Consider the following 15490-nt stretch of genomic DNA (forward strand, 5'->3'; position numbering starts at 1 on the left):
CTGAACGGCGCCAAAGCGTTTTCGAGCGAAGTGGGTACCGGTTCGCGTAAAGCAAACGCGTCAAAACAAGAAGCTAGAGTGGTGCATGGACTGGCTCGGACTCTCCATCGTCGTGTTCTGCCTCTTGATCTCGGCGTTCTTCGCCGCGAGCGAGACTGCGCTGACCGGCGCCTCGCGCGCCAGCATGTTGCGGCTGACCAAGCAGGGCAATCACGACGCCGAAATCGTCTCAAAGCTGATCGAGAACCGTGAGCGGCTGATCGGCGCGCTCCTGCTCGGCAACAACATCGCCAATATCGGCGCTTCCGCAATTGCGACCGGCATCTTCACCACCTGGTTCGGCGAGGTTGGCGTGCTCTATGCGACCGGCGTGATGACGGCGCTGGTCGTGATCTTCGCCGAAGTGCTGCCCAAGACCATCGCCATCAACGCGCCCGACCGGCTTGCGCTGGCGGTGGCACGCCCGATGCGGCTCACCGTGTTCATCCTCGGGCCGGTGCTCTCGGTGGTCGAGGCCATCGTGCGGATGCTGATGCGGCTGTTCGGCGTCGCCATCGGCGAGCACCAGGCGATCCTGTCGCCGACCGAACGCCTGCGCGGTGCGGTCGACCTCTTGCATCATGAAGGCAAGGTCGAGAAGCACGACCGTGACATGCTCGGCGGCCTCCTGGACCTGCGCGAGCTCCAGGTCTCCGACGTCATGATCCATCGCACCGAGATGATGATGATCAATGCCGACCTGCCGGCGGAGGAGCTGGTGCGCGAGGTGCTGGCGACCGAATACACCCGCATTCCGCTCTGGCGCGACAAGCCGGAGAACATCATCGGCGTGCTCCACGCCAAGGATCTCTTGCGCGCGATCAGGGCTTCGGACGGCGATACCTCGCGCATCGACGTCTCCACCATCGCGCTGCCGCCCTGGTTCGTGCCGGAGATGCGTCCCGTCTCCGAGCAGCTCAAGGCGTTCCGCCGTCGCAAGACCCATTTCGCGCTCGTTGTCGACGAGTACGGCGAAGTTGAAGGTCTTGTGACGCTGGAAGACATTCTGGAAGAGATCGTCGGCGACATCTCCGACGAGCATGACGTCGTGGTCGCCGGTGTGCGCGCCCAGCCGGACGGCTCGGTCGTGGTCGACGGCTCGGTGCCGATCCGCGATCTCAATCGCGCCATGGATTGGCACCTGCCCGATGAAGAGGCAACGACGGTGGCCGGCCTCGTCATTCACGAGGCGCGCTCGATCCCCGACCGCGGCCAGAGCTTCACCTTCCACGGCTTCCGCTTCCGCGTGCTCCGCCGCGAGCGCAACCGCATCACCGCACTCCGTATTTCACCGGTGCCGCGCGAAGCCGAGGTCGAGGAATCCAAGCCGAGGCGGGCAGGGACGTCGTTCTGACTGATTTGAGCTCTCAACCCTCATGGTGAGGAGGCGCGTAAGCGCCGTCTCGAACCATGAAGGCCGGGATGCAGCGGCGGGGGCTTCATCCTTCGAGACGCGCGCAAGGGCGCGCTCCTCCAGCGACAATGGCTTCGCCATTGCGCGGGGATGAGGGGAAATAGTATGATTTGATGCTCGAATTGGCGAGCTAGGTCCCGCCCTCGCCCGGCGCCTGCGCGTGGATCGCCAATGCATGCACGCCGCCGGAAAGTTCCGCGGCCAGCGCCGAATTAATCATGCGATGGCGCTCGACGCGGCTCTTCCCTTTGAAGGCTGGCGACACGATATAAACGCGGAAGTGCGTCTCGCCGCTCGGCCGATGGCCGGCGTGTCCTTCATGCAAATGTGACTCGTCGACGACCTGCAGGCTTTCCGGCGTGAAAGCTTCCTGCAACTTGTTGCTGATAGTGTCTCTGATAGCCATGTGAGTCATTAAAGAGGGCGATCGCACTCCGTCAATGCCCCGATGGGCCGCGCTTGGCGGCCGTTCTGAAAACGCCGAAGCAAAGCTTTGGCGACCGGTTTTGTCCTAATTGCAATGTCAAGACTTGAAGGTTTTCGCATTGCGTAGTCAAAGTCAGCCATGCCGATCGATTCATCAAAGTTCTTCGACTCCATCCGCGTCAAGCCGCGAGGCAAGCAGGAGGCAAAGCCGCGCGAGACGGTGGTCAAGTGCGAATGGCCGGATTGCCAGAACAATGGGGCGCACCGTGCGCCCAAGGGGCGCGAGAACGCGCGTGAGTATTGGCACTTCTGCCTCGACCACGTGCGCGAGTACAACCAGTCCTACAATTTCTTCTCCGGCATGAATGCTGACGCGGTCGCGCGTTACCAGAAGGACGCACTGACCGGCCACCGTCCGACCTGGAAGATGGGCGCCAATGGCGGCAAGAAGGGATCGGAAGCCGAGATCGACGGCGCCTTCGATCCGTTCAGCATGTTCAGCGAGATCAATGGCCGCGCCAACTGGCGCCGCGGACCGGAGGCCCAGCCCAAGGCCGAGACGCGCAAGGTGATGAACGCCGAGCGCAAGGCGCTCCAGGTGATGGGCCTCGGCCCCGACGCCACGCTCGCTGACGTCAAGACCAAGTACAAGGCGCTGGTGAAGCAGCACCACCCCGACGCCAACGGCGGCGACCGCTCGACCGAGGATCGCCTGATCGAGATCATCAAGGCGTATAATTATCTGAAGACGGTGGTGAAGGAGGCCTGAGCCTCCTACGCAGTCGTCGCCGCACTCTCTGGCGTCGTCCCGGCGAAGGCCGGGACCCATAACCACAGGGAGAAGTTTGGCGAAGACTAGTAGTTACTGGTCCTTCCCGCGGTACTCACGGCTGCGTTCACCGATAGATCAAGCGGTATGGGTCCCGGCCTTCGCCGGGACGACGGCGGAGTTTGTGGCTCCGCCATTGTGCTTCAGCTACTCGCCGGAAGCCTTCGGCATCGCCCCGACATACGACGAGCTCGGCCGGATCAGCCGTCCTGTGCGGCGATGCTCGAGCGCGTGCGCGGTCCACCCCGCGGCGCGCGCGACCGCGAAGATCGGCGTGAAGGCCTGGCGCGGGATGGCGAGCGCATCGAGCAGGATCGCGGTGAAGAACTCGACATTCGTTTCCAGCGGCCGGTCCGGATTCTTCTTGCGCAAGGCGGAGCGGATATAGGCCTCGACCTCGCCGGCGAAGGGCAGGTCGGCGCCGTCGGCGGAAAGCCGCTCGATCGCGGCCTTGAGCACGTCGGCGCGCGGATCGCGGACGCGATAGACGCGATGGCCGAACCCCATCAGCCGCTCGCCGCGCGCCAGTGCCGCATCGACCCACGGCTTGATCCGCTCACGCGAGCCGATCGCATCGAGCATCTCCAGCACCGGCTCCGGCGCGCCGCCATGCAAGGGGCCGGTCAACGCGCAATATCCGGCGGTGACGGCGGCGAACAGATCGGCCTGCGTCGAGGCCACCACGCGCGTGGTGAAGGTCGATGCGTTCATGCCGTGATCGCAGACGGTGACGAGATAGGCATCCAGCGCCGCGACCTCGCGCGGCTCCGGCGCAGTGCCGCGCAACATGCGAAGCGTGTCGGCGGCATGGCTCGCGTTCGCATCCGGCGCGACCGGATCGAGCCCCTTGACGCGTCTCACCAGTGCGCCGGCAATCACCGGAAACGCGCCGACGATGGTCGCCTCGTGCTCCAGCCCGTTTTCCGCACGCAGACCTGCGACTGCCGCACGGAACCCGTCGACGATGCCCATGCCGCGGGTCGCCGGCAAAAGGTCCGGCAATCGTGCGAAGGCGCGCTCGCGTGCCAGCCCTAGGCTCGCCCGCACATTTGCCTCGCTCAGCATGCTCTTGCCCGCGCCGTTCCAGAGCCGGGCGGTGACGCCCTCGAAGCTCGATTCGGCGGCCAGTCGGCCGACATGCTCGCCGGCGATGATCAGCTCGCCGCGCTCGCCGTCGACATGACTCAACACGGTTTCAGCGGCGGGAACGCCGTCCAGTCCGATCTGGCTTTTGGTGAGGTGGATGTTCATGGCCCAAATCTCCTTTCACACCAGGAAAAGTCGGCCCTCTCGACAGATTGATCAATCTTGATTACATAAATCAATATGAAAAATTCTCCGGAGCTGTACCTCTCCGCCCGGGAAGCCGCGGCCGAACTCGCGATTTCGCCGGCCACGCTCTACGCCTATGTCAGCCGCGGCCTGATCCGCTCCGAGCCGACCCCGGATTCGCGCAGGAACCGCTATCGCGCCGAGGACGTCCGCGCCCTCAAGGAGCGCCGTGTCCCCTCGCCGGAGCCGCGGGGCCTGCGCAGCTTCGACGCCGACCTGCCGGTCATGGACACGGAGATCTCGACCATCACCGAGGACGGCGCGATCTATCGCGGCGTGAACTGCGTCGACCTTGCCGAGAACGACACGCTGGAGCACACCGCAACGCTGCTCTGGGATGTCTCCGGCGTCGATCCGTTTTCGCCCGAGAATTGTCCCGCGATCTCGGACGAGATGCGCGTCATTGCGCAGGCCGCGCGCCGCGCCGCACCGATCGACCGCGCGATCGCGGTGCTGGCGCTGGCGACCAGCGCCGATCCGCGCGCCTTCACCCGCGCGCCCGACGGCCGCGCTATGGTCGGTGCGCGCATCGTCCGGCTCTTGGTTGCCACCATGCTCAATGCCGAGCCTTCGGCCGAGCCGCTGCACCAGCAGATCGCAAGAGCCTGGGCGCCGGACAACAAGCATGCGGGGGACCTCATTCGCCGGACGCTGGTGCTGCTGGCCGAGCACGAGCTGAATGCATCGACCTTCACCGCGCGCTGTGCGGCCTCGACCGGACTCAATCTCTATGACTCCGTCATCGCCGGCCTTGCCGCGCTGAAGGGACCCAAGCACGGCGGCGCCGGCGTGCTGGCCTCGCAGCTCGTCAAGACGCTGGTGGACCGCGACGTCGAGCCGATGGTGCGCGAGCGCGTCGCGCTCGGTGAGCGTTTTGCCGGCTTCGGCCACGGCGTCTACAAGCGCGGCGATCCGCGTGCCCAGTCGCTGCTCAATGCACTGGCGCGCGCCGGTGCGCCGCGCAAATTCACCCGCGAGGTGCCGGAGCGGATCGCGGAAGCGACCGGCGAGTTCGTCAATATCGACTATGTCCTCGCGGTGCTCGTGCACGCTTTGCGCCTGCCGGCCGGCAGCGAGCTTGCGCTGTTCGCGATGGCGCGCAGCGTCGGCTGGATCGCGCACGCAAGCGAGCAGTTGCAGTTCGGAAAGCTGATCCGCCCGCGGGCGCGCTATGTCGGGCCTGCGCCCGGGCGGAGGACGGGGGCTGCGGATTCCAGGAGCTAATCCTCAAGACCCTCATGGTGAGGAGCGCGGAACGCGCGTCTCCGGACGATGCTTTGCATCGCCGGGCGAACCATAAGGCCCGCCTCTCGCCCGCGGCCATCCTTCGAGACGGCCGCCTGATGCGGGCTCCTTCAGGATGAGGGGAGGAGTGCTTGGCGATACAATAGAACTAACCCCGCGGCTTGGCCGCAGCCACTCCGCTGCCGTGCCGGCGGCGGATGGTCCAGATCGCGAGCCCCATGACGATCGCGACGCCGACGACGGTGAACATCCAGATATGTTTGCCAACGTGCTCATGATGCGGCAGGCCGGCATATTCGTGCAGCGCGGAGACCGCGAGCACGCCGGGCAGCACGTGGGCCGGTGCCCAGACCAGGATCGCCGGGATGTTGACCGCATAGAAGCGCGCCGGCGCCATGCCGAGTGCGCCGGCCGTGACCGGCACGAAAGCCCGAATTGGAGGGACAAAGCGCGCGAAGAACACCGCCCAGGTACCGAAGCGGTGGAAGAAGGTCTCGCTCTCCTCGACCACGCGCGGATAGTTGGTCAGGGGCCAGGTGTTGAGGATTTCGCGCTGCCGCCGGTGGCCGATCCAGAAGGCCGAGCCGTCTCCAAGGACCGCACCAAAGGCGGCCGCCAGCAGCACCCAGGGCAGCCTGAGCTCCCCGCCCGGAACCAGGGCGCTCAGCGCCAGGATGATGGTCGAGCCGGGGACCACCGAGCCCACCACCGGAACGGCTTCGAGAAGCGCTGCCAGGAACAGGGTCAGATAGGCCAGCCACGCATGGGCCGAAACGAACGAAATGAAGGGATCAAGGATGGACGTCACGTCGTCTCTGTGTTGGCCACGGGCATTCGGGTTCAGACCCTACATAAGTGGGGAGAGCTGCGAAAAGTGCCATTCGCGCAGGGGGACCAACTTATTCGGGCGAAATTCGAGCATGATTCGCAGGGCAGCCTTCCAAAAATCGCGTTCCTTGCCTATCTAAATGAAAAGACAATGGAACTTTGATTTGCGCGCGGGCTTCTGCCGGCTCGTTGTCTCTGATAGGTTCGCAACCGCACCCAGCCGCAGCCAACGTGCAAATAACTGGTCTCGGGACCGCCCGGGGCCTCGGAGGATTGATGACGACCGCCGCCCTGTCCAAAGTTGAGGAAGTTTCCGGTCTGCCCGACATGAAGGTGTCGGTCCGCCAGGTGTTCGGGATCGACAGCGATCTCGAAGTGCCGGCCTATTCCGAAGTCGATCCTCATGTCCCGGAAGTTGACGCCGACTACCGCTTCGACCGCGCCACCACGCTCGCCATTCTCGCCGGCTTCGCCAAGAACCGCCGCGTGATGGTGACCGGCTATCACGGCACCGGCAAATCCACCCACATCGAGCAGGTTGCCGCGCGGCTGAACTGGCCCTGCGTGCGCGTCAACCTCGACAGCCACATCAGCCGTATCGACCTCGTCGGCAAGGACTCGATCGTGGTCAAGGACGGCAAGCAGGTCACCGAATTCCGCGACGGCATTTTGCCCTGGGCGCTGCAGAACAACGTGGCGCTGGTGTTCGACGAATACGACGCCGGCCGCCCGGACGTGATGTTCGTGATCCAGCGCGTGCTGGAGGTCTCCGGCCGCCTGACGCTGCTGGACCAGAACAAGGTGATCAAGCCGCACCCGGCGTTCCGGCTTTTCTCCACCGCCAACACCGTCGGCCTCGGCGATACCTCGGGTCTCTATCACGGCACCCAGCAGATCAACCAGGGCCAGATGGACCGCTGGTCGATCGTCACCACGCTGAACTATCTCAGCCATGACGAGGAAGTGGAGATCGTGCTCGCCAAGGCGAAGCACTATCGCACCCAGGAGGGCCGCGACATCGTCAACAAGATGGTCCGCCTTGCCGATCTCACCCGCAACGCGTTTGCCAACGGCGATCTGTCGACGGTGATGAGCCCGCGCACGGTGATCACCTGGGCGGAAAACTCCGACATCTTCGGCGATATCGGCTTCGCGTTCCGCGTCACCTTCCTCAACAAGTGCGACGAGCTCGAGCGTCCGCTGGTCGCCGAGTTCTATCAGCGCTGCTTCAACGCGGAGCTGCCGGAATCGGCGGTGAACGTGGCGCTCAGCTGATCCATGGCAACCATCACCGTCGAGCGCAGCGTTGGGACAACCAAGAAAGCCGTGCTCGCCGGGCTCATTGGCTACAACAATGAGCGGATGGGGAAGCAGAAATACAAGCGCCTCGCGATTTCCCTGAAAGAGCGCGGCAAGATCGTCGGCGGTATCGTTGGTGAGGTCTGGACGTCGGTTCTGTTCATCCAGCTGTTCTGGATCGAGCAGAAGCTTCGCGGCAGGGACCACGGCACGAAGCTGATCGCGGCGATCGAGGACGAGGCGAGAAAGATCGGGGCAACCCGGTCCTACCTGGACACGATGAGTTTCCAGGCGCCGGGCTTCTACCGCTCCTGCGGTTACAAGGAGTTCGGCGCCATTGACGGCTATCCTGGCGGCGTGACGCGCCATTGGTTTACGAAGTCGCTATGAGCACATCCAACTCCAAATTCCGCACCGGCAGCAAGGAAGCCCCGACCGAGCCGTTCAAGCGCTCGGTGGCGGCGTGCCTGAAGGCGATCGCCAAGACGCCCGAGCTCGATGTCAGCTTCGCCGCCGAACGTCCGGGCTTGGCTCCCGGCAAGGCGCGGCTGCCCGAGCCCGCGCGCAAGATGACCAAGCGCGACGCGGCGGTGGTGCGCGGCCACGCCGATTCCATCGCGCTGAAGATCGCCTGTCACGATCCGAAGCTGCATCGCAAGCTGATGCCCGGCAATCCGCAGGCGCGCGGCGTGTTCGAGGCGGTCGAGCAGGCCCGCGTCGAGGCGATCGGCGCGCGCCGTATGGCGGGCGTTGCGAAGAACCTCACCGCGATGCTCGATGACCATTTCCATCGCGGCAAGTTCGACGAGATCACCGACCGCGCCGATGCGCCGCTGGCCGATGCGCTGGCAATGCTGGTGCGCGAGCGGCTGACCGGCATGGCGCCCCCGGCCGCGGCGAAGAAAATGGTCGATCTCTGGCGGCCGATCCTGGAAGACAAGATCGGCAGGCGGCTCGACCGACTCGATGGCCTGGTCGAGAACCAGACCAAGTTCGGCGACGCCGTGCACGATCTGCTGACGGCGCTCGATCTCGGCGACGAGCGCAACGCCGACACCGACGACAACGACGACCAGGACGACAACCGCGACGGCGACAACGATCAGTCCGGCGCCGAGGGCTCGCCCGATTCCGACGCCGCCCAGGAGATGAGCGCCGACCAGGCGCAGGCGACGACGGAGGAGATGAGCGAGAGCGCGATGGAAAGCGCGCAGGCCTCGACATCAGACACCTTCGACGATGGCGAGCTCGGCGATGACGAGACGCCGGGTGAGGCGACGCGGCCGAATTCGCGCGGCGCCAACGAGCCGCGCGGGCCGGAGTACCACGCCTTCGCGCCGAAATTCGACGAGGTGATCTCGGCCGAAGACCTCTGCGACCATGACGAGCTGGAGCGCCTGCGCGCCTATCTCGACAAGCAGCTCGCGCATCTGCAGGGCATCGTCGCCCGTCTCGCCAACCGGCTGCAGCGCCGGCTGATGGCGCAGCAGAACCGCGCCTGGGAGTTCGACCTCGAAGAGGGCATCCTCGACCCCGCGCGTCTGTCGCGCGTGGTGACCGACCCCTATCACCCGCTGTCCTTCATGCGCGAGAAGGAGGCGACCTTCCGCGACACCGTGGTGACGCTGCTGCTCGACAATTCCGGCTCGATGCGCGGGCGCCCGATCACGGTGGCGGCGACCTGCGCCGACATTCTGGCCCGCACGTTGGAGCGTTGCGGCGTCAAGGTCGAGATCCTCGGCTTCACGACGCGCGCCTGGAAGGGCGGCCAGTCCCGCGAGGCCTGGCTTGCCGCAGGCAAGCCGGCCAATCCCGGACGCCTGAACGATCTGCGCCACATCATCTACAAGTCGGCGGACGCGCCCTGGCGCCGTGCGCGGAAAAACCTCGGCCTGATGATGCGCGAGGGTCTCCTGAAGGAGAACATCGACGGCGAGGCGCTGGACTGGGCGCACAAGCGCCTGCTCGGCCGGACCGAGCAGCGCAAGATCCTGATGATGATCTCGGACGGCGCGCCGGTCGACGATTCCACGCTGTCAGTCAATCCCGGCAACTATCTCGAGCGGCACCTGCGCCACATCATCGAGGAGATCGAGACGCGCTCCCCGGTGGAGCTGATTGCGATCGGCATCGGCCACGACGTGACGCGCTACTACCGCCGCGCGGTGACGATCGTCGACGCGGAGGAACTCGGCGGCGCCATCACCGAGAAGCTCGCCGAGCTCTTCAGCGAGACGCATACCGCCCCCAGCCAGCCGGCCAGCCGCCCGCGCCGCAAACTGCATTCGTGAGCAGGCTTTCATCCCGCCGCAGCTTCCTCGGCCACGCGGCGGCGGGATTTTCCACTCTCGCACTCCCCGCGCTTGCGCGGGCACAGCCTGTCACCGAGCCGCCGCCAAAGGCGGCGCAAATCCCGGGGCAGGTCGAACACCCCGTCACCGAACCTGCCGCGATCGAGGTCAATGCGCGACCGATCCCGGCATTCGAGCCGCGCGACCGCTCGCGCGTGCGCTTCGGCTCGCTGGAGTATCGCAGCGGCCTGGTGCTGACCTCACCCTATCGCGGTTTTGGCGGACTGTCCGGCATCCGTTTCCTCGACGCGAAAGGCGAGCGCTTCGTCGCGATCTCCGACCAGGGCGCCTGGTTCACCGGCCGCATCCGCTATGAAGGCCGCGCCATGGCCGGGCTCGACGACGTCGAGGCCGCGCCGATGCTCGGCGCGGACGGACGTCCCATCACCGACAAGCGGCTCTGGTACGACACCGAGTCGATCGCGCTCGACGGCTCGCTGGTCTATGTCGGACTGGAGCGCGTCAACCAGCTCATGCGCTTCGATTTCGCCAAGGGCTTTACCCGCGCCCGCGGCGAGGTGCTGCCGCTGCCGCCGGCCGCGCGAAAGCTGCCCTACAACAAAGGGCTCGAGGCGCTCGTCGTTGTTCCCAAGGGCCAGCCGCTCGCGGGCACGCTGATCGCGCTGTCCGAGCGCGGGCTGGATGCCGACGGCAATCTGATCGCGTTCCTCGTCGGCGGACCTTCGCCCGGCCAGTTCAGCGTGCGCCGCACGGAAAAATTCGACATCAGCGATGCGGTGATCCTGCCGTCCGGCGAGCTTCTGATCCTCGAGCGCAAATTCTCCTGGTTCACCGGCGTCAACATCCGCATCCGCTCGATTCCCTTGAAGGCAATCGCGCCCGGCGCGCTGGTCGACGGCCCCGCGCTCTTCAACGCCGATCTCGGCCACGAGATCGACAACATGGAAGGCATCGACGCCCACGTCACGAGCGAGGGCGACACCGTGCTGACACTCGTCTCCGACGACAATTTCTCGCTGCTCCAGCGCACGCTGCTGCTGCAGTTCACGCTGGTGGAGTGAACGCAACATGCGTCGTCCCGGCCCTCGCCGGGACGACGTGAGGATTGAACGCGCGCTCCCCCTCCCGCGACAAAGCGTCATGCTGATCCGCCGCGCCGTCATCACCCTTGCCCTCACGCTCGCCGCGCTGTCGCCGGCCCATGCCACGGCCGAGCATCAGTACGGCAAGCACGAATACGCCATCATCGCCGACGGCCGGGCGCCGAACGGAAAGCTGTCGGTTGCCTCGCATGGCGGAGGCGAATTCGGCGGTGACAATTTCCACGTCTTCCTGATGGCCGAGCCCCGCCATCGCCGGCTCGCGGTGCTCGACAACATCAGCGACGAGAACAACCTCGACCACGCGCCGCAGGCCTATTATGCCGCCTGGTCGCCGGATTCGCGCTACGTCGCCATCGCCTTCCGCACCGAGCGCCACATCATGACGCTGAACCTCTACGCGATCGAGGGCCGCCGCGCCCGGCTCATCGAAGTGCCGGACCTGTTCCGGGAGACGACCGGCCGCACCGTCCAGGTCAAGACCGAGGGCGACATGCGTACCTTCGTGCCGACAGTCACCTGGCAGGCGCCGCGGCGCTTTCGCCTGAAGGAATCCCGCGTGTTCGTCGAGGACGACGCCGCGCTGGCCGACAAGCTGGGTGCGCTCGGCAAGACCACGAAGATGGACGACGGCCACTACTCGATCGAGTTTTCCGCGGAAGCGGATGTCACCCTGTCGCGCGGCGGCCGCTATCGCACCGGCAAGCTGCAGCCGGGGAAGTTTCGAGACGGGGAGTGAGGGGCGTTTTGGCGTAGCCTCAAATCTTATCGTCGTCCTGGCTTTCGCCAGGACGACACCGGAATTTGAGGCGACGGCGGAGTTTGGCCTCGCCCTTGCGACCATGTGAGCCCGCAATGCGCCCCGCCACGGGCGGCCATTCCCGCCGCGCTGGTGGTAATTGTGCATCCGCTCACTACACTTCCTCCAAAGCCCCTCCATCCTCCCGGAACCTCCCGCATGAGCGCCCTGTTTTCCCCGATCAAGCTGCGCGGCCTGACGTTGAAGAACCGTCTCGTGGTGTCGCCGATGTGTCAGTATTCGGCCGACGACGGCGTCGCCACCGACTGGCACTTCAGCCACATCAACAACCTTTCGCTGTCGGGCGCTTCGATGTTCTGCATCGAGGCGACGCATGTGGAGGCGATCGGCCGCATCACGCCGGGCTGCCTCGGGCTCTACAGCGACGCCGGCGAGGCGGCGCTGAAGCAGATCCTCGCCTCCGTGCGCAAGCACTCCTCCACGGCCGTCGGGATGCAGCTCGCCCATGCCGGCCGCAAAGCCTCCAGCGCGCGGCCCTGGGACGGTGGCCAGCTCATTCCGCAATCGCAGGGCGGCTGGCAGCCGGTGGCGCCGAGCGCGGTGCCGCACAAGGAGGGCGAGGCCGCGCCGCTGGCGCTGGATGCGGCGGGCCTGAAGCGCATCCGCGAGGCCTTCGTCGACAGCACCAAGCGTGCCGCGCGGCTCGGCATCGACGCCATCGAGCTGCACGGCGCGCACGGCTATCTCCTGCATCAATTCCTCTCGCCGATTTCCAACCGCCGCACCGACGAGTACGGCGGGTCGCTCGAAAACCGCATGCGCTTCCCGCTCGAGGTGTTCGACGCTGTGCGCGCGATCTTCCCGTCCGACAAGCCGGTCGGCATGCGGGTGTCGTCGACCGACTGGATCGAGGGCGGCTGGGACCTCGCGCAGACCATCGCATTTGCCAAGGCGCTGAAGGCGCGCGGCGTCGACTGGATCGATGCGTCCTCCGGCGGCGTCTCGCCGTTGCAGAAGATTCCGCTCGGCCCCGGCTACCAGGTGCAGTTCGCCGAAGCCATCAAGCGCGAGACCGGGATTCCCACCATCGCCGTCGGCCTGATCACGGAGGCGAAGCACGCCGAGGAGATCGTGGCATCCGGCAAGGCCGACATGGTCGCGCTCGGTCGCGCCATGCTCTACGACCCCCGCTTCGGCTGGCACGCCGCCGCCGAGCTCGGCGGCGAAGTCGAAGCACCCCCGCAATACTGGCGCTCGCAACCCTCGACGCAAAAGGCGCTGTTCGGCAAGACCACGTTCGGGGCGAGGTAGCGGCAGCGCGCATCTGGGGCGATAGCCGCGCGATGACGCAATCCTCCGCCGCTAACTCATCCGGACTACTCCATCCGGCCGATGATCGCAGGTTGCACTGCTCACCCCTCCGTGACACCCCTTACCTTTCGCCCTCACCAAAATTGGCCTAACCTTGCCGCACTCAGGCGCAAGCGGGGCCCGCCATGCGTTTTCGTGTCCGGAAGACTGCCCACGTCTTTGAGCGCGTGGGCCTCGCGATGGCGGGGGCGGCGTGCGGGCTGTTCGTCGGCGCCTATGTCGGCTCGGCGATATCGCATCTCACCACGCAGGGCTTTCTGATGGTGATGATGCTGCTCGGCGTCATCGGCTTCTATCTCGGCATCGACACGCCGCAGCTTCCCTTCGACGAAGAGCACAGCCGGATCGACGCCGCGGAGTTCCTGAGCTCCGCCGGCACGCTCTTTGCCACCTTCGCCGCGTTCGCCTCCGTCGCCGTGATCGTGCTGCGGCTCGACCCGCATCTCGCCTGGTCCTGGCTCGTCCTCGTCGCCTGGATCGCCGGCGTCGCCATGCAGATCGTCGCGGGCGCAAAGGCGCGGATGCGGAAGTAGGGGTGGGGAGTTAGGTGCGGGCGGAGCGCTGGAGAGCTGCCACCCTAGAACACCACGCCCACCCGCGTGCCGCGCTTCCAGGCGATGCGGCAGCGCTTCTTGGTGTTGACGTGCAGCAGCTCGAAGCGGTCGGGGATCTGGACCTGCCCGCCGAGATCGACGCAGGCGCCGCCCGGCGAATAGTCGATCAGCGTGCAGTTGATGACCGGTGCGCGCGGGTCGGTGATGATCTTGGCCTGGCGGGACACCAGCCCGCTCGGCTTCACACGGGTAAATTTGCGCGGATACTGTGGCACGTCTCCTCCAAGTCCGCTTCGAGCATCATGCTCGGACAAAAGGTCGCGGTGGTCTTGGCCGATGATGGCGGGGAGATGATGCGATAGGGCTAAGGTCCGCAGGAGAATTTTAAGGAAAAGTAGCGGCGAATTGGGGGGAGGGCAGTAGTTGGCTGCCGAAGTGGCGCTCCGTTCGTGCCTCTTGCTCCGCCGTCGTCCCGGCGAAGGCCGGGACCCCCGCGCGAGCGCTTGCGCTCGTCGCGATCAACCCACGCTCGCGTCCATCACCCGTCATTGCGAGCGCAGCGAAGCAATCCAGACTGTCACCGCGGAAAGACCCTGGATTGCTTCGCTACGCTCGCAATGACGAGGTGGCTGCATCCCGCCCCCTTCACACTTTCTCCACCTCCCCCGCCATCTCCGCATGCGGCGGCGTCGGCATCGGCACCGTGACAAACTCCTTCGGCAGGTTCACCGGCCGATATTTCGCCTCCGCTTCCATCCGCTTCACCACGCTCTCATGCACATGCGCGCCTTCGGGGATGACGCGCGGTTCGCAATCGGGGATGTAGAAGCCAGCGACGACCTTCCGCTCCGGCCATTCCTTGTACTTCGCGCTCTTCGGCACATACTCCAGCACGCGCCAGGCCGCCGTCATCGAATTGTGCAATTCGCCCGTCTTCCCCGAATAGCTCGGCCTTACATAGGTGAACGGGCTGTTCTTGCGCTGGATGCCCCAGGCGAGCTGGTTCACGGTGCGCGGGTTGAAGTTCAGTCCCGCGCGTGCCGCCTCGTCGATCATCCACAGCAGCGGATATTTCGACTCCCCGCTCTCGGCTTCCGGATAGCCGCCGCCGACGTCGCAATGCACGCCGGCGAACCACACCTGCAGGATGTCCTGCGGCACCTTCTTGTCGTCGGGCACGAAGCGGTTGCTCCAGTATTCCTGCGGCTCCTTCCACTCCTTCAGGCGGAACATGCAGCGCCGCTCGTCGATCGCGATCGCCTGCCGGAAGATCTGCACGCTCGGGTTCAGCAGCGTGAAGGCGAGCTCCTCGATGCTCGGCAGATAGAACCGGTCGGCGCGCGGCACGATCACGCTCGCCACCGTGTCCCACACGCCGATGAAGTGGATCGTCGGCCAGCGCGAGGAGGTGATGCGCGCGAACTGGGCGGCGAGATCGAACTTGTCCTTCGGCAGCGGGCCGTCCTCGTCGCTGCCGGCATCCGTGAGGTCGCTGACATCATTGCCGCGCCCGCTGCCCGAATATTGCTTGTAGGAGACGAGGCCGGAACCTGCGAGGTTGACCTGCTCCGGCGAGATCAGCCCGACCTTGTGGATCAGCCCCGCCAGCACCCGCACCGTATAGGCTCCGCGGGAGAAGCCGAACAGATGGATCTTGTCGCCCGGGCTGTAGTTCTCGACCAGGAAGCAATAGGCCGACAGCACGTTGTCATCGAGCCCGTAGCCGGTGGCGAGCCCCAGCACCAGATTGATGTTGGCCTTCCAGCGGTGCCACGTGCTCGGCTTCGTCACCGTGCCGACCCCGGGATCATAGAACACCAGCTGCCGCGGATGCGTCTTGTCGGTCTTGCGCAGGCAGCGATAGAGCTTCAGGACGTTGGAGATGTTCTCGCTGATCTCGTTGCCGGTGCCGTCACAGCAGACGACGAGATTTTTCGGCTCAAGCTTGGGTTCCGCCTTGCGCTCGTGATCCACGGTAAGC

The 15490-nt window shown here is 65.7% G+C and carries 15 protein-coding genes; 10 read left to right on the forward strand and 5 right to left on the reverse strand.

Annotated elements, in window-relative coordinates:
* Positions 1-85: 85 nt before the first annotated feature.
* Entirely contained in the window at positions 86-1393 is a 1308-nt protein-coding gene (locus K289_RS0121495) for an HlyC/CorC family transporter (protein WP_027553424.1), read from the forward strand.
* Between the two features lie 190 nt (positions 1394-1583).
* On the opposite strand, the gene K289_RS0121500 is transcribed toward K289_RS0121495, so the two are convergent.
* Complete coding sequence (locus K289_RS0121500; RefSeq protein WP_051310719.1) at positions 1584-1859, reverse strand: BolA family transcriptional regulator; 276 nt, start codon at positions 1857-1859, stop codon at positions 1584-1586.
* A 159-nt stretch (positions 1860-2018) separates the two neighbouring features.
* Here K289_RS0121500 and K289_RS0121505 point away from each other — a divergent pair, with 159 nt between their 5' ends.
* On the forward strand, positions 2019-2648 hold the full coding sequence (locus K289_RS0121505; RefSeq protein WP_027553426.1) for a J domain-containing protein: 630 nt from the start codon (positions 2019-2021) through the stop codon (positions 2646-2648).
* A gap of 207 nt (positions 2649-2855) precedes the next feature.
* On the opposite strand, the gene K289_RS0121510 is transcribed toward K289_RS0121505, so the two are convergent.
* Positions 2856-3959, reverse strand: a complete 1104-nt coding sequence (locus K289_RS0121510; protein ID WP_027553427.1) for a citrate synthase/methylcitrate synthase — start codon at positions 3957-3959, stop codon at positions 2856-2858.
* Between the two features lie 75 nt (positions 3960-4034).
* On the opposite strand from K289_RS0121510, the gene K289_RS0121515 reads away from it, so the two are divergent.
* Positions 4035-5264, forward strand: coding sequence for a citrate synthase family protein (locus K289_RS0121515; protein WP_027553428.1), 1230 nt, complete (start codon positions 4035-4037; stop codon positions 5262-5264).
* Between the two features lie 169 nt (positions 5265-5433).
* Here K289_RS0121515 and K289_RS0121520 read toward each other — a convergent pair whose 3' ends face one another.
* A complete protein-coding gene (locus tag K289_RS0121520; RefSeq protein WP_027553429.1) occupies positions 5434-6093 on the reverse strand; it encodes a DedA family protein in 660 nt (219 codons plus the stop codon).
* Positions 6094-6389: 296 nt separating this feature from the next.
* Between K289_RS0121520 and cobS the strand changes: the two genes are divergently transcribed.
* The 7 genes from cobS to K289_RS0121555 all read left to right on the forward strand — a co-directional run bounded on the left by cobS (position 6390) and on the right by K289_RS0121555 (position 13488).
* On the forward strand, positions 6390-7388 hold the full coding sequence (gene cobS, locus K289_RS0121525) for a cobaltochelatase subunit CobS (protein WP_027553430.1): 999 nt from the start codon (positions 6390-6392) through the stop codon (positions 7386-7388).
* Positions 7389-7391: 3 nt separating this feature from the next.
* Positions 7392-7802 (forward strand): GNAT family N-acetyltransferase, encoded by a 411-nt coding sequence (locus K289_RS0121530; RefSeq protein WP_027553431.1) that lies wholly within the window; start codon positions 7392-7394, stop codon positions 7800-7802.
* Complete coding sequence (cobT, locus tag K289_RS0121535) at positions 7799-9703, forward strand: cobaltochelatase subunit CobT (protein ID WP_027553432.1); 1905 nt, start codon at positions 7799-7801, stop codon at positions 9701-9703. Before K289_RS0121530 ends, cobT begins: the two co-directional genes overlap by 4 nt.
* Positions 9700-10785 carry an esterase-like activity of phytase family protein gene (locus tag K289_RS0121540; protein ID WP_027553433.1) on the forward strand — a complete coding sequence of 362 codons (1086 nt, stop codon included), beginning with the start codon at positions 9700-9702 and terminating at the stop codon, positions 10783-10785. Before cobT ends, K289_RS0121540 begins: the two co-directional genes overlap by 4 nt.
* Positions 10786-10864: 79 nt before the next feature.
* On the forward strand, positions 10865-11563 hold the full coding sequence (locus K289_RS0121545; RefSeq protein ID WP_027553434.1) for a hypothetical protein: 699 nt from the start codon (positions 10865-10867) through the stop codon (positions 11561-11563).
* Positions 11564-11782: 219 nt separating this feature from the next.
* Positions 11783-12895 carry an NADH:flavin oxidoreductase/NADH oxidase gene (locus K289_RS0121550; protein ID WP_027553435.1) on the forward strand — a complete coding sequence of 371 codons (1113 nt, stop codon included), beginning with the start codon at positions 11783-11785 and terminating at the stop codon, positions 12893-12895.
* A gap of 185 nt (positions 12896-13080) precedes the next feature.
* The gene (locus K289_RS0121555; RefSeq protein ID WP_027553436.1) at positions 13081-13488 is read left to right on the forward strand and encodes a hypothetical protein; all 408 of its coding nucleotides are present in this window, start codon (positions 13081-13083) and stop codon (positions 13486-13488) included.
* Between the two features lie 44 nt (positions 13489-13532).
* Here K289_RS0121555 and K289_RS0121560 read toward each other — a convergent pair whose 3' ends face one another.
* Together K289_RS0121560 and K289_RS0121570 are read right to left on the reverse strand one after the other, a co-directional pair.
* The gene (locus K289_RS0121560; RefSeq protein WP_027553437.1) at positions 13533-13784 is read right to left on the reverse strand and encodes a PilZ domain-containing protein; all 252 of its coding nucleotides are present in this window, start codon (positions 13782-13784) and stop codon (positions 13533-13535) included.
* 370 nt (positions 13785-14154) lie between these two features.
* Positions 14155-15483 carry a DUF2235 domain-containing protein gene (locus K289_RS0121570; RefSeq protein ID WP_027553438.1) on the reverse strand — a complete coding sequence of 443 codons (1329 nt, stop codon included), beginning with the start codon at positions 15481-15483 and terminating at the stop codon, positions 14155-14157.
* Between the last annotated feature and the right edge of the window lie 7 nt (positions 15484-15490).

Origin of the sequence: Bradyrhizobium sp. Cp5.3 (assembly GCF_000426265.1) — a bacterium.
GTDB lineage: Bacteria > Pseudomonadota > Alphaproteobacteria > Rhizobiales > Xanthobacteraceae > Bradyrhizobium > Bradyrhizobium neotropicale.

Excerpts from the sequence above, each read along its gene's own strand:
- K289_RS0121495 (WP_027553424.1), top strand. The coding sequence starts at position 86 with ATGGACTGGCTCGGACTCTCCATCGTCGTGTTCTGCCTCTTGATCTCG.
- K289_RS0121500 (WP_051310719.1), bottom strand. The coding sequence starts at position 1,859 with ATGGCTATCAGAGACACTATCAGCAACAAGTTGCAGGAAGCTTTCACG.
- K289_RS0121505 (WP_027553426.1), top strand. The coding sequence starts at position 2,019 with ATGCCGATCGATTCATCAAAGTTCTTCGACTCCATCCGCGTCAAGCCG.
- K289_RS0121510 (WP_027553427.1), bottom strand. The coding sequence starts at position 3,959 with ATGAACATCCACCTCACCAAAAGCCAGATCGGACTGGACGGCGTTCCC.
- K289_RS0121515 (WP_027553428.1), top strand. The coding sequence starts at position 4,035 with ATGAAAAATTCTCCGGAGCTGTACCTCTCCGCCCGGGAAGCCGCGGCC.
- cobS (WP_027553430.1), top strand. The coding sequence starts at position 6,390 with ATGACGACCGCCGCCCTGTCCAAAGTTGAGGAAGTTTCCGGTCTGCCC.
- K289_RS0121530 (WP_027553431.1), top strand. The coding sequence starts at position 7,392 with ATGGCAACCATCACCGTCGAGCGCAGCGTTGGGACAACCAAGAAAGCC.
- cobT (WP_027553432.1), top strand. The coding sequence starts at position 7,799 with ATGAGCACATCCAACTCCAAATTCCGCACCGGCAGCAAGGAAGCCCCG.
- K289_RS0121545 (WP_027553434.1), top strand. The coding sequence starts at position 10,865 with ATGCTGATCCGCCGCGCCGTCATCACCCTTGCCCTCACGCTCGCCGCG.
- K289_RS0121550 (WP_027553435.1), top strand. The coding sequence starts at position 11,783 with ATGAGCGCCCTGTTTTCCCCGATCAAGCTGCGCGGCCTGACGTTGAAG.
- K289_RS0121555 (WP_027553436.1), top strand. The coding sequence starts at position 13,081 with ATGCGTTTTCGTGTCCGGAAGACTGCCCACGTCTTTGAGCGCGTGGGC.